Annotated in this window: 10 protein-coding genes; 4 read left to right on the forward strand and 6 right to left on the reverse strand. The window is 63.4% G+C overall.

Features of this window, described 5'->3' with window-relative positions; translation table 11 throughout:
- Positions 1-22: 22 nt before the first annotated feature.
- The gene (locus tag LGM89_RS23145; protein ID WP_226273998.1) at positions 23-619 is read right to left on the reverse strand and encodes a TetR/AcrR family transcriptional regulator; all 597 of its coding nucleotides are present in this window, start codon (positions 617-619) and stop codon (positions 23-25) included.
- Between the two features lie 81 nt (positions 620-700).
- Between LGM89_RS23145 and LGM89_RS23150 the strand changes: the two genes are divergently transcribed.
- A complete protein-coding gene (locus LGM89_RS23150; protein ID WP_226273999.1) occupies positions 701-2,101 on the forward strand; it encodes a TolC family protein in 1,401 nt (466 codons plus the stop codon).
- A 100-nt stretch (positions 2,102-2,201) separates the two neighbouring features.
- On the opposite strand, the gene LGM89_RS23155 is transcribed toward LGM89_RS23150, so the two are convergent.
- Entirely contained in the window at positions 2,202-4,622 is a 2,421-nt protein-coding gene (locus LGM89_RS23155; RefSeq protein WP_226274000.1) for an AsmA family protein, read from the reverse strand.
- Between the two features lie 252 nt (positions 4,623-4,874).
- On the opposite strand from LGM89_RS23155, the gene LGM89_RS23160 reads away from it, so the two are divergent.
- Positions 4,875-6,680: an alkaline phosphatase D family protein gene (locus LGM89_RS23160; RefSeq protein ID WP_226274001.1), complete on the forward strand. Its 1,806-nt coding sequence runs from the start codon at positions 4,875-4,877 to the stop codon at positions 6,678-6,680.
- A 16-nt stretch (positions 6,681-6,696) separates the two neighbouring features.
- On the opposite strand, the gene LGM89_RS23165 is transcribed toward LGM89_RS23160, so the two are convergent.
- Complete coding sequence (locus LGM89_RS23165; protein ID WP_076841491.1) at positions 6,697-6,843, reverse strand: DUF3096 domain-containing protein; 147 nt, start codon at positions 6,841-6,843, stop codon at positions 6,697-6,699.
- A 928-nt stretch (positions 6,844-7,771) separates the two neighbouring features.
- On the opposite strand from LGM89_RS23165, the gene LGM89_RS23170 reads away from it, so the two are divergent.
- Entirely contained in the window at positions 7,772-8,647 is an 876-nt protein-coding gene (locus LGM89_RS23170; protein ID WP_089498471.1) for a phytanoyl-CoA dioxygenase family protein, read from the forward strand.
- A gap of 1,096 nt (positions 8,648-9,743) precedes the next feature.
- On the forward strand, positions 9,744-11,012 hold the full coding sequence (locus LGM89_RS23175; RefSeq protein WP_226274002.1) for an aminotransferase class III-fold pyridoxal phosphate-dependent enzyme: 1,269 nt from the start codon (positions 9,744-9,746) through the stop codon (positions 11,010-11,012).
- Between the two features lie 303 nt (positions 11,013-11,315).
- On the opposite strand, the gene LGM89_RS23180 is transcribed toward LGM89_RS23175, so the two are convergent.
- The 3 genes from LGM89_RS23180 to LGM89_RS23190 form a co-directional block, all read right to left on the reverse strand.
- The gene (locus tag LGM89_RS23180) at positions 11,316-11,612 is read right to left on the reverse strand and encodes an EthD family reductase (protein ID WP_226274003.1); all 297 of its coding nucleotides are present in this window, start codon (positions 11,610-11,612) and stop codon (positions 11,316-11,318) included.
- A gap of 51 nt (positions 11,613-11,663) precedes the next feature.
- Complete coding sequence (locus LGM89_RS23185; RefSeq protein WP_226274004.1) at positions 11,664-12,353, reverse strand: hypothetical protein; 690 nt, start codon at positions 12,351-12,353, stop codon at positions 11,664-11,666.
- 206 nt (positions 12,354-12,559) lie between these two features.
- Positions 12,560-13,708, reverse strand: coding sequence for an MFS transporter (locus tag LGM89_RS23190; protein ID WP_226274005.1), 1,149 nt, complete (start codon positions 13,706-13,708; stop codon positions 12,560-12,562).
- Positions 13,709-13,920 lie beyond the last annotated feature (212 nt).

The raw sequence follows: 13,920 nt of genomic DNA on the forward strand, positions 1-13,920 counted from the left end.
CCTTCGAAATGAATGAGGGAGCTCAGGGAAGCTTGCGAATCGCGCTTTCCAGCGTGTCGCGCAACACTTGGCGCTGCTCGGGCGTGAACCGGTGCAGATTGAGCAATTCGAGCAGGGCGATGCCGTCGAGGGCGACGACCAGCGCGAGCACCTGCCCCGCATCGGGGCCGCTTTGCGCGACCCGTGCATAGCTGCGCGTGTAGAAATCCCGCACGGGACCGGCCAGATGCGGATACAACGACGTGGCGGCCAGCAGGTTGGCCAGCAGCAGGCGGCGGTCTTCCGGCATGTCGAAGGTCAGCTTCGACAGTTCGGCCAGCGACGACTTCAGCGGCTTCGCGGAATCGTCCGCCTCACGCGCGTCACGCGTGTCACGCGCCTCCTGCGCCCGCAGGTCCAGCATGTCCAGTTCGCCGACCACCCGCTCGATCAGCGCAGCCAGCAAGTCGTCGCGCGTTTTGAAATGGTAGACAAGGCCCGCTTTCGTGACCTTCGCGGCAGCGGCCACGGCTTCAATGGTCAGGTTCTGGATACCCTGGCTGGCCACGAGCTCGGCCGCGGCATCGAGAAGACGGTCGCGTGAACTGCTGCGGCCGGCTCGTCGCTCGGAAGTCGACATGGTGCATCTCCTTGGGATTGAAACTAAACTATACGTACAGTATAGTTTCACGAACTCCATGTCAAGACTCAAGGTAAATCCATGACGACCGTTGTTTCCCGCCCCATTTCCGCGCACCGCGCGCTGACCTGTCTTGCTCTTGCCGCGACACTCGCCCTCGGCGGCTGTGCGATCGCCCCGCCCAGCCACGTTGCCACGACGCCCGCCGTTGCGGCGCCCTCGCAATGGGCCGAGACGTCGCCCGGGAACCTGGGCGCCGTCGGCGACAGGTGGTGGCGGGATTTTGGCGATCCGGTGCTCGATCGACTGGTGGACAGCGCGCTCGACGCCAACCGCGACCTGAAGGTTGCCGCGGCGCGCCTCGCGCAGGCGCGCGCGCTCGGCGACAGCGCCGAGGCGGAGCGCCGTCCGCGGCTGGATGCGATGGCGCGTGGCGAACGCGGGCGCGAAAACAGCGTCGATCCGCGTGCGGAGCGCAGCGGCGTCGGCTTGCGTGCCGCGTGGGAAGTCGATCTGTTCGGACGCGGTGCGTTGCTGGTGGACGCCGCACGGTCCGACAGCGATGTCGCTCGCGAGGCGCTCCGCGCGGCCCGCATCGCGCTGGCCGCGGACGTCAGTACCGCCTACTTCGAATTGCGCACGCTGGAGCGGCGCTCAGCGCTCAAGCGCGAGGCGCTCGAGGTTGCGCAAAGGCAGGCGGTCGTGGCGGAGCGCAAATTCGCCGCGGGCCAGGTGACGGCGCTGGACGTCGAACGCTGGCGTGCCGAGCTGGCGCAGGAACAGGCGTCGCTTGCCCAGCTCGATGGCGAACACCGGGTGCGTTTGCACCAGCTCGCGCTGCTCGTCGGCAGCCCCCAGGCGCCCGAGCTCGGCGCGCAAGCCGTGCCGGCCGCACTGCCCGCGCCGCCCGCGACGGTGTTGCCCGCCACGCTGCTCGAGCGCAGGCCCGACGTGCAGCGTCAGGCGCGTGCGCTCGACGCCGCGCTCGCCCGTGCCGGCGCCGCCCGGAAAGAGGTCTATCCGCGGCTCCAGATCGAGTGGGCCGGGACGAAGGAAAGGCTGGCCGCGGTCGGCGATGGCGCCGCGCCTCGCGTGGCGGTCGGCTATGGCGTGTCGGTGACGCTGCCCATCCTCGACGGCGGCCGGATTCGCGCCAACGTCGCGGTACACGATGCGCGCGCGCGGGAAGCGATGGCCGAATACGAAAAGGCCATGCTGGCGGCGCTCGTCGACGTCGAGACGAGCCTGGCCCGGTGGTCCGCATCGGATCGCTCGATGCAGGAGTGGCAACGCGCCGAGGCGGCCGGCAAGGTGGCCGCACGCAATGCGGCCAGACTGTATGACGCCGGCCAGGCCGACATGAGCGATGTGCTCGCCGCGCGCCACGCGCACCTGCGGTCCCGCGACGCGCTGGAAACGGCAATCGGCGCACAGTGGGAGGCCGCGGTCGGCCTGCGCCGCACCTTTGCCGGGGCCGTCTAGGCGGCCTCGCCGATGCGCCCGCGACGCTTGCGTATCGACGACACGCGCTGGCTGCACCCACGTGGGCGCGAAGCATCCGCGTTGCTATCGCACACCTCACTCACTTCGCATGCCGAAGTTCGCCACCCACTGGCGCGGAAGCCGAGGAAGCCGCCGACGGCGCATTCATGTACGCCGGCGCCGCCTTCGTCTTCTGCCGGACGCCCGGCGGTGGCGCGACCGGGCGCCGCTCCATGTCGGCCAGCATCTGCCCGCACGGCAACGGGCGGCTGCGGCCCGGCTGCAGCAGCGCGAGCAGACTGGCGAACGGGTTCAGCAAGCCCAGCCCGACCGCGGCACCGCCCCGCGCGATCAGTGCGCCCGCCTTCACCCCGACGTGCGGTTGCTTGAAGGAGCCGGTGACGTACAGCGGCGAGCGGAGCGAAATCACCCGGAATCCCTTGGTATGCGGATGGATCGTCAGGTTCATGGTCTCGTCCCGCAGGTTCACGTTGCCGTCCATGCCGATCACCGCATCCTCGGTGTCGAGCGCGAATACGCGCGAGTCGAGCACGCCGTTGGTGGCCACGAAGTCGGCCACGCCGCAGTTGATCTTGACGTCGCGTGTGCCGAACAGTTTCTCGTACACCACGTTGGCGACGTTCAGCCCCGCGGCTTCCATCAGCAAGAGGCTCACCGTGCCGTCGGTCACCAACGTCTTCACCTCGCCGTTGGCAGTCGCGGCGAGCGCCGCCGGCGAATTGCCGGTGGCCGACAACGCGGCATCGCCGTTGACCTCGCCGAGCGCCGTTTGCATCACCGGGAAGGTCGGGAACAGCTGCTTGAGTTTCAGATGCCGCGCCTGCAGCGAGAACCGCCCTTTGAGCGGTACGCCGCTGCCGTCCAGGTGGATGTTCGACGCAAGCGTCCCGCCCGCGACACCGAAGTTCAGCGGGTTGAGCGTCAGCACGCCGTCCTGCATCACGATGTGGGTCGACAGGTCGGTGATCGGCAGGCTCGCGGTCTTGACGATGCGCCGACCGGTGAATCGAACGTCGGCGTCGATCTTCTTCCAGCGGTCCGTGCGAAATGTCTCGACCGGCAACGCCTTGTTCGTGGGCTGGGTGGGCGCAGCCCCCCGCCGTGCCTTGCTGGCATTCGTGTCGGCGCCGATGAGCGGCGCGAGGTCGGAGAACTGCAGGAGCCGCGACTCCAGCGTGCCGGACAACAACGGCCTCGGTTCGCGCGACACGTACACCAGCGTGCCGCCGAGATCGCTGCCGCCGACGCGTCCCGTGAAGTTCTCGTACTTGAAGACGTTCCCGGACGCCCGGAACTGGCCGACCAGCCGGCCGTCGGTCGCATAGGGCGAGGTTTCGGGCAGCGTGATGCCCGTGACGTCATACAGCTTGGCCATGCTGGTGCCCGCAAGCCACAGCCGGAGATCGACCGCGGCCAGGTGAGACGGGTCCGTCAGCGTGCCGACGAGCGCCAGGTGCGTATCGCCGAAGCGCAAATCGGCCTGAACCGGAAACGGACGTTGCGCACCCCGTACGTCCAGCAAGTTGCCGATCTTGCCCGTGCCGGCGACCTTGCCCTTCTTGTAGATCCCCTTGACGGTCCAGCCGATCGTGTAAGTGCCGACGCCGGTGGAGGCCGCGGGCGCCGAGGCCGCCGCCCCCGGTGCGGCAGTCGCAGGGGCGTTCGATACCGCTGCCTTGCCTGATGCAGCCGGGGCGATGGCGGTGCCGGATGTCGTCGCGGCAGCATGCGAAGCCGCGGCCAACGCTTGCGAAGCCGCGGCCGATGCACGTGACGCCGCTTCGGCACCCGATGCAGGCACCACCGGTTGCGCCGCACCCGCGTGCGCCTGTGCCGCGAGCTTCCTTTGACCCGCCGGCCCGACGGCCTTTGCCGATTCGTGGTGCGCCAGCGCCTCCTGCTGCTTCATCACCGCGCCGAACGGGATTGGCTGGCCAAGCGTGTCGATCACCGCGCTCAGATCGAATTGCTTCTGCTGGTCGTAGTAGCCGAGATTGCCTTGTGCAAACGCGATCTCATGCAGGTCGAGCGTCCATCGGCCCGATTGGGCGGGCTGCTTGAACTTGAACGTCCAGTTGGCTCGCCCGTCCTTCAGTCGCTCGAGGTCGACGGACGGATTGACCAGATCGATTGCCGGAATCACGATGCGGCGTGCCATCAGCGGCAGCGCCTCGACCTCGAAACTGATCGCGTCCAGCGTGACGAAATACTTCGTGCGCGCCCAATCGGGGTTGGAGATCGTGACATTGCGTGCGATGAATCGTGGCCATGGCACCCATGCGCGCCAGCCCTGCTCGCTCGCGGGCCGACGCCACCCGACCTGCAGGTCGCCGTTGATGGCGAACTGCCGTCCGATCGCGTCCGACACCTTGTCATCGATCCAGGGCCGGGCTCGATTCCAGTCGAACGTCACGATGACGATCACCAGCGCGGCAAGCGCCAGGGTGACGCTCACGGCAAGCCACGCGGCCGCCTTGCCGACGCTGTGGCCGATGTGCATTGCTCACTCCCGAGTTTGCTGCCCGGTATGCAGCAAGGCGCGTTCCTGCATATATGAGCCTTCCGCCGGATGGCGTGCGGGAATTCGAAATGGGGTTATCACGACTTTCCGGTCGTCGCGCTTCGCAGTAACGTTCCGGATCGACTGCTCCCCTGCCGCGCGCCGCGGGAGCGGTGGCAAGCTGTCGCACGCGAGAAGCGGGCGCCTGCCGCAGCGCTTCCCGCCTCCACGGGATGTCGATCGGGAGGATCAATGGATCGTCGCCATTTCCTCAAGTCGTCGGCTTTTTTTACCATTGCGGCCGCCGCCGCCGTCACGCACGACGTTTCACCGGCGGCCCCGCCGGGCAGCCCGGTGCGCAAGAACCTCCATCGATTCCCGCAAGGTGTTGCCAGCGGTGATCCGCGCGATCGCTCCATCGTGTTCTGGACGCGATGCGTTCCGGTCTCCAGCGGCGTGCAGCACGATGCAAAAGGCATTGCGCGCGCAATCCCGCTGCGACTCGAAGTGTCGACGCGGGCGGATTTCTCGACGCTCGTCGCCAGCGTCCCGTTGCGGGCGCTGGCCCTCTACGACTTCACCGTGCGCGCGAAGGTGACGGCCTTCTCGCCGAAGACCACCTACCACTACAGGTTCGTCGCCGGCGACGACGTCAGCGTGACGGGTGTCGCGCGCACCGCGCCGGCGGCAAACGAGGCCAACGGACGGGTTCGCTTCGCGTGGCTCACCTGCCAGGACTGGAGCGTCAACCACTGGCAAGCGATGACGCTGCTGGCCGACGAGCGCGACCTCGATTTCGTCGTGCACGTGGGCGACTACATCTATGAAACGGTCGGAACCGCTCCTCCCGGCCGCGCCGAACCGGCGCATCCTCCGCTGCACCTGAGCGGCGGCAAGCTGCTCGCGGACGGCCGCGCGTATGCCGACACGCTCGACGACTACCGGACGCTCTATCGCACCTATCGAACCGATCCGCGCCTGCAGACGCTGCACCAGCGCCTGCCGATGATTGCGATCTGGGACGACCACGAATTTTCCGACGACTGCTGGCAGGACCATCAGGTCTACACCAACGAGGAGCGGCAGGAAACCGCGCGGCGCCGCAGCGCCAGTCGCGCGTGGGCGGAATACATGCCGGTGGATTGGGACGATGTGCGCTTCGAGCCGGACAATCCGTCGTACACGAACATTCGCATCTACCGCGATTTTCGTTTCGGCACGCTGATGCATCTGGTGATGACGGACGAGCGGCTGTATCGCGACGACCACGTCGTGAGCGAAGCCGCTATCGCACGTGCGCACGGGCACGACCCGGTGCACGGGGACGATGCGGCCGGCTCGCGCTACTTCGTCAAGCAGGACGTGCTGCAACGTGACGAGGCGCGCGACACCCAGCAGCTCGGCCGCCCGCCGTCGATGCTCGGCCCGGAACAGACACGATGGTGGAAAACCTTGATGAAGGACTCGCCGGCCACCTGGAAAGTATGGGGCAACGAAGTGATGTTGAACCGCCTGTGGTTCGCGATGCCGGGCGCACCCGCGGCGCCGGCGGCCCGCCTCGTGGTGGATTGCGACGCATGGGACGGCTATCCGGCGCACAAGCACGAACTGCTCGCTTACTTGAGGGAGCACGGGATCCGTAACGTCGTCGCGATCACCGGCGACCTGCATGCCTTTCAGGGCGGCGTCGTGCGGGACGATCCCGATCCCGCGACGGGGGTGCCGGTCATCGTCGATTTCGTCTGCGCCGGCATCAGCAGCCTGTCCTTCTATATGTACCTGAAAGCCGCGTGGAACGGGACGCCGCTCGCGTCGATCGTGGCGACTCCGGCCAGGCTCGACCGCTTCCTGATGGCGAACAACCCCGATCTGTGCCACGCCGACCACGACGCACAGGGGTATGCATCGGCCACCGTCACACCGGAATACTTTTCCGTTACGTTCAACAAGGTGAGGCCGCTGAACCCGGACGGCACCGCGCCCGCGGACGCCCTGCTTGGCCGCACGCGATTGACCGTGCCCCGGGATTCAGTCGAGGTACGCGTCGAACGTATCTAGACGCCGACGCGGCGCGTCAGTGGAAATGTCCGCCGAAAAGCCCGAGCAGTCCAATGACGATCAGATAGATCGCGACGATGTAGTTCAGCAGGCGCGGTACCACCAGAATGAGAATCCCGGCGATCAGCGAGACCAATGGGCTCCAGTTCGTGAATGTATGCATGGCGTTGCCCTCATGACAATAGATCGCGAAATCGCTGAGTGAAGCGCCTCGCCGAAACACGACCGGCATGTGTCGTGCAGCGTTTCATTGCGGGCCGGAGCGATTTCCGTGCCTGGCTCAGCGCGCGAGCCGCTATGAAAAATACCGGCATGCCTTCGCGCCATGGCGTTCGCGCATCTCACGGCGCTTCGTCGTGGAGAAGCCGTCACGCGTCGCGATGCCGGAACAGAATTGACAAGGGCTTGAAAAATCGTCCGCGGATCGCGCGCCGGTCGCCGTGCAGCCGCGCCGGGGAAGGATGTCGATCGTGGCGCACGCAACGGCACGGGAACCGGTCCCGTACGCAGGCGCTGACGACGAGCGAGCAGCTTGCGTGCCCGATCACCTGGTTCGCGCCACACTGAGCCCGCCCGTATGCGCGAACCTGAGCGTAAGACTGAACGTGTCGAGGAACGTCGTCGCCGGCGTGGCCATTCGATTCCGAATCATGTCTCGCCACACCACGCCAGGCATGACCACAACTTTCGCATCCACGCCGGAACGACCGCTCTCCTTTCATCCCTACACCATTCAAACGCGACGGGTTAACCATGATCGACCGTCGAAAAACGCCATGTTAACTTCCTCGATCATACGACTTGGTCATTTGACCTGATTCGTCGCGAATACGCCAGTTCACCGAAAAACCCGGCGAATGCCCTCCTGTCTGTCGCTTCCGGGAACACGTACTGGGCCACCCGGTGGTCGCGACAACGTCGGGAACAACGTGCGCGTTCCGTCAACCGGCGTGACAGGAACGTATCGCAGAAAGCGAAGGCATACGCAGTCAAATGACTCAGTCAAACACTCGACTTGATGTCTGGATCACCACCGAATCAGAACGTGCCACCGCGTCTGATTTACCCGTCCACGCAACTTTGAGGCAAACATGAACGCAAATATTCAGACCATTCAGGACGCGCTCCCCACCGTCTCCAAGCAGACCAGCGCGCAAGAGATCGTGTCGCTCATGAATCAATATGGTGGAGTCCGGATCAAGAATTATCTGACTCAGGAGCAGGTCGCGAACATCAATCGCGAGGTCGATGCGCCGCTCGAGCGGCTTCGCGAAGGGTCGTCGCACGACAACGAACTGATCAAGGAATTCCACGGCACCTATACGAAGCGCCTGACGAACATGGTCACGCACAGCAAGACGTTCGGGGATGTTCTGGATGACGACCTCTTTCATGAACTCGGCGAGGTGCTCTACCGTGAAGAGTCCGGCGACTGGTGGCTTTCGACCGCGCAGGTCATCGACATCGGCCCGGGAAACACGGCACAGATGCTACATCGCGATGTCGGCAATTTTCCGCCCCTGTGCGCGCTCGGCGTCAACGGGCCGACGGTGTTCACCAACCTCATGATTGCGCTGACGCGCTTCACCGAGGAAAACGGTGCCACCCGAATTATTCCGGGAAGCCAGAACTGGGACGAGGACTACTTCAACAGCAAGGGCACGCCCGACATGACCATTGCCGCCGAGATGGATGCCGGCGACGCGTTGCTGTTCAGCGGCAAGGTGATCCACGGCGGCGGCGCGAACGTGACGAAGAACGAGCGCCGGCGCGGGCTCACGATTCCGATGCAACCGTCCTACCTGACGCCGGAGGAAGCGTATCCGTTCATCGTCGAGATGGACACCGTGAGGCGCCTGTCGAAACGCGTTCAGCGAATCATCGGCTTCCGCTCGCAATATCCCGCCGGCACGCCGGGCCTGTGGCAAGTCGACTACGACGATATCGCGACGCATCTCGGTCTCTGAGCCACGAACAGACGCCTGCATCCGTCCGGGAGGGGGATCCCCCTCCACGGATTCCGTGATGCACATGCGCGGGCCACGACAGCATCACCGCCAGCGAAACACCCCATGAAGATCGACCTGACGAATCGCGTTGCGATCTTGCGAACAATGCGGGGATTGCGCGCTTTTCCGGGGATGGCCCTCAAGAATCGACTTTCTATTGCACCTCATCCAACTCAGGAGCGTGATCATGGTGAAGCGTTTATTTGTCGCAATCTCTCTCGTTGCCGGGCTCCTTCTTGTATTGAGCCCGGGATTCATGGTTCTCTACCATATCGAGCACTACGACTCGAGCCAATAGCCTCCATCTGGAAAGATCGAACCTGCCGGCGTGGCCTGGCGCGCGGATCGTATCCAGCACGATCCGCGTAGCGCATTGTTCGCGCTTCGATCGTCGGCTTTCTGTCTCGATCCGGCCCGACGCTTAGTGGGTCCATGCATCGCTGACGCGCGGGCCCGCGCGCTGCGGATACTTCCGACTGCGTAGATCAGTCTGCCCCTGCCATGCGTGCATCGTGCGACTGAACACGCCCGTACGCACCACGATCGCCCGCCGCGACACCTTCTGGCGGAAGTACACCGCCGCTCCCCCCCAGCCCCCATCCTCACCGTGATCGCCCCGCATCCCTGCTTGAAGGTCGAGCGGGGGTTTTCCTCATGCGGATCAGATAGCGACGTAGCACCGCGCACGCCGGCGAACTGCCGCTGCTCAACTCGCCTCGCCCATCGCCGCGGCATGCCGAGCGAGACGTTGAGCCACTGCTGTGCCGGACTAGTGGAAAACGCCAATTTCCGTCTGGATGACATTTGTAGACACTAGACTTGGTCAAATGACCCATTTAACGAAGGCGACGACAGAAGCCGAAGTGGGTGACGCTGCGGCGCTGCATTCGCGGCGCGAGGCTGGACGGCGCGTCGATCCAACGCCCGGACGCGAGATTTCGGCGGCAGCATTCCCCAAAATTCCGGGGTTCACGCATTTGGTCAAATGACTAAGTCAAATGAATCTATATCGGGTCTGACGTTCCGAAAACGAATTTTCCACAAGGAGTCGCACATGGACAGGCTGGCAAGGAAGAACGAGTGGTTCGCAAGAGCCGAAAAGGTCATCCCGGGCGGGATGTACGGTCACCAGAGCGTCAAGTACCTGACGGAAGATTTCCCGCTGTACTTCGCAAAAGCGAAAGGGTCCCATCTCTGGGACGTCGACGGCAACAAGTACATCGACTACGTGTGTGGCTACGGCACGAACCTGTTCGGCTACGGCAACGAGCGGATCGAGCAAGCCGCGGCCCTCCAGTTGCAGAAGATCGACACGGCGACGGGCCCCAGCGAGGTGATGGTTCAGCTTGCCGAGGCGCTCACTCAACAGGTCAGCCACGCCGACTGGGCGATGTTCTGCAAGAACGGCTCGGACGCCACGTCGATGGCCATGGTGATCTCGCGCGCGTATCGCGAGAAGCGCAAGATTCTCGTGGCGCGCGGCACGTACCATGGTGCGTCCCCGTGGAACGTGCCCTATACGACGGGGATTACCAAGGAAGACCGCGCTCACGTCGTCTACTTCGAGTACAACGACATCGAGAGCCTCAATGCCGCCGTCAAGAGCGTCGACGGCGACGTAGCGGCCATCTACGCCACGCCGTTCCGGCACGAAGTGCTCTACGATCAGTTTTTCCCGTCGATCGAATACGCGAAGGAGTGCCGTCGCCTCGCGGACGAGCAGGAAGCGCTTCTGGTCGTCGACGAGGTCCGCACGGGGCTGCGCCTGTCGCGTGATTGCTCATGGTCGGACTGGGGCGTGCACCCGGACCTCAGCTGCTGGGGCAAGGCCATCGGCGGCGGCTATGCGATCGCGGCGGTGCTCGGTTCGGACAAGGCACGCGAGGCGGCGACGAAGATCTTCGTCACGGGCTCCTACTGGCTCTCGGCCGTGCCGATGGCCGCGGCCATCGAAACGCTGCGCCTGGTACGTGAAACCGACTACCTCGAACACACCAGGCGGTTGGCGGACAAGCTGCGCGCCGGCCTCGCCGAGCAAGCCGAGCGACATGGCTTCGAACTCAAGCAGACCGGGCCGAGCGTCATGCCCCAGATGCTGTTCGCGGGTGACGACGAGCTCGTGTCGCGCGGCCGGGCGTGGGCTTCGGAAGTCATCAAGAATGGCGCCTATCTCCACCCGTGGCACAACATGTTCTTTACGGCGAGCCATACCGACGAAGACATCGCGCGTACGCTCGAGGCGACCGAAACGGCGTTTGGCGCGATCAAGCAGAAGGCGGCGGCAGTGAGCCGCCTGGATATCCTGGACACCGTGCAGCGTTGATGCCGGATGCTGGATGAGCCTTCGGCCTGCGGCCGAAGGCTGTATTGCCGAGCGCGTTCGCCCGGCGTCAAAACCCTGAGTGGCCGTGCGAGCAATCGATACGTCCGGCTTCAGGCCAGGCTCGATCCACTCCCGAACCGCGTCTTCGTCAAGTTCCAGTCGCTCATCCCGTCCGTGGCCGGCCGGCATTCTGCTTCGAAGGTCTTTTCTTCGTCGTCAAGGCCCGAGTGCATGGGTTCACGCGGACACTTTGTCCCAGACCTTCTTGCCCTCGTCAATCAGGTTCGGTCGTCGACGACTCGGTCAGTCGCCGGCGCGGAAGATCGCCGGTTGGACGTTGGTGAAGTTCCGCACATCGCCGACCACCTCGGCTGTTCTGGTCGAAGCCAGCGCGGCGTCGACTCCAGCCTGATCGCTGAAACGCAGCAGCGTGACGCAGGCAAAAGGTTGTGGGCCCGGAGCCGGAAACAGAACCTCCACCGACTGGAGGCCACATTCGCCCCACGCCGCCCGTACGAGCGCGGTGTGGGTGGCAAGATAGTACTCGCGATCAAATTCCATACCCTCTACAGCGGGATAACTCACGATCAAGGTAGCCATATCCGATCTCTCGAATGAAGATTCAAATACATTCCCGAAGGAACGCGACAATTACTGCGGTTTTCGCTCCAGGCGGCCAAGGGTATAACCTCGAATCAGATTCCCTTCCTTTTCCTGCACCCGTTCCAGCGCACAATAGGCGTAATACAACGAAACTGACATATAGGACCACGAAAGCAATGCAAATATGTAGAAAATCATATGATCGCTGTCGCCGGGGATATGGAAGAAGTCGTAGATGCTCGCAATGATCTGCGTGGATACGAGTGTCAGGATCACACTCGCAGCATTACGATACTCTCCGGCATTCGCCAGTTTCTTGACAACGTAAATGAGGTAAATCGAGAACAACGACCACATCACCAGATAGAAATACGGCTTGGGTCCAACCATGAAATCCGCGGTCCACAAAATAACCGTCCCCACCAGCGCACCCACCGCATACAACACGTCGCCGACAATCGATGGCTTATATCGATGCGTAACCGACATCATCCCCGCAACGATGATGATCGGCACGCCGAAGCCTCTTGAAAACGCGTCGCAGAAAAGCGAGATACTGAAAAAAATCGCCTTGTCGGTCAAGGCATTGATCATTAAATTCGTCGCCGAGAACGTCACGACCAGCGACTCGAATCCAAGAAGGCCGTTGCGCTTCCGGAAGTACTTCACGCCACAAATGAACGAAGTCACGATCAACGCGAGATCAGCCAGGCAATAAAGATAGAATTTGAGTTCCATGAAAAAATTCCGTGATCGTCGAGATGTTTGTCTACCGCCACGTTCGTCGTCCACGTTCACGGCAGTTTTTTTTGCGCTGCCTGTCGACGCGAGACGGCGCTTCCGGGAGATGTCTGCGCCGCACCGGCATGTCAGGCATGCTGGCGCCGCCCAGGTACCGGTGCGGTCAGTGCGGCCGCGCTCGGTTGATCGCTTCGCCGCGCACGTCAGGCGACCGCGGCTTCGGCATGTTTTGCCTTGAACTGCCGGATCGCCACGCTGGTCAGAAAGATCGGCACCACCAGCAACCCGACGGAGAGCCAGCCGACCGCGCGCAAACCGGCCACGCTGAACACCGTGCCGGCAATCGCCGGGCCCACCGTCAGGCCAAGATTGATTGCCGACGCACAGGTCGCAGTGCTTCTTCCGCTGGCATCCATTTGCGAAAGTGCCCCCACCATATAAGGCGCCACCAGCGTGGCGCCGGCACTGACGAGCGCCGTCGACACGAGAAACGCCCACTTGCCGCCCACGCAATACATGCCCAGGCTGCATGCGATCAACAGCGCGAGTCCAAGTGCGATCGGCTTGAACAGACCAAAGCGATCGCCCAGCCAGTTGACCGCCACCCCCACCGGCAACTGGAGGGCCGCATTGAGCATGAACAGCATGCCGAGTTGCTCCGCTTCGACGCCCCGGGTCGCAGCGACCTCAGCGGCAAATCCCATGAGGGCCGTCTGCGAGACGTAGATGAAGAATGCACTGATCAGCATCCCTCGGACGTCACTGGATTTGATGGCGTCCTTCCCGACCGCTTCCTCGCTTGCGTTGACGGCAGGATGCATGAACGCGCCGAAAAACAGCGCCGCCACGACCACGGCGAGCTGGACGGCATCCACCCCGATATGACCCATCTTCACATTCAGGATCGGTACGACGTACATCGCACAGGAAAATATGATGGCCATCGCAACGGCGACTTGCGCCGCGACCTTCTCCGGGTGCTTGACGTGTGCAATCACCCCATACGCGCACACGCAGCTGACACCCAACGCGGCGCCGAGAACCAGCTTCGCGGCGACGAATACATAGAAATTATGTGAAAACATCGCACACGTCGACAGAACGGCAAGCGCTGCCGCAGCAAGCGCACCCGTTCTCTTGTTCAACGTCGCCGTGTGACGACCGAAAAAGATGATGGAAAGCGAAAGACAGAGCAGCACCGCGGACGCGAGCCAGCCAGCGGTGCTTTCGGACAGCCCGAACCGGGCCATCGATTCTTCGATGCTGAATGGGAGCAGATAGGTTGGAGTCCAGACCACGGCCCCTGTATAAAGCAGCGCGATTTTTCGGATTCCCTTGATTTCGACACTCACGATCGACTCCTTGTCGTTTGCACGAATACGAGATCGCGACGAGGCATCGAATCGCCCTCTTGCTCGCATTCATACTGGCACTGTTTCGAAGACTGCTGCATCCAACCGAAAAATCGCAATATCAGAATCGCTCGCTCTGCACCGATCCAGGCATCCCGTCGAGCGGCCACGATGCCTCCAGATGATGGAATCGCCCGATTTCCGCGTGAAAA

The sequence above is a fragment of the Burkholderia sp. AU31624 genome (genome assembly GCF_020420065.1).
Classification (GTDB): Bacteria; Pseudomonadota; Gammaproteobacteria; order Burkholderiales; family Burkholderiaceae; genus Burkholderia.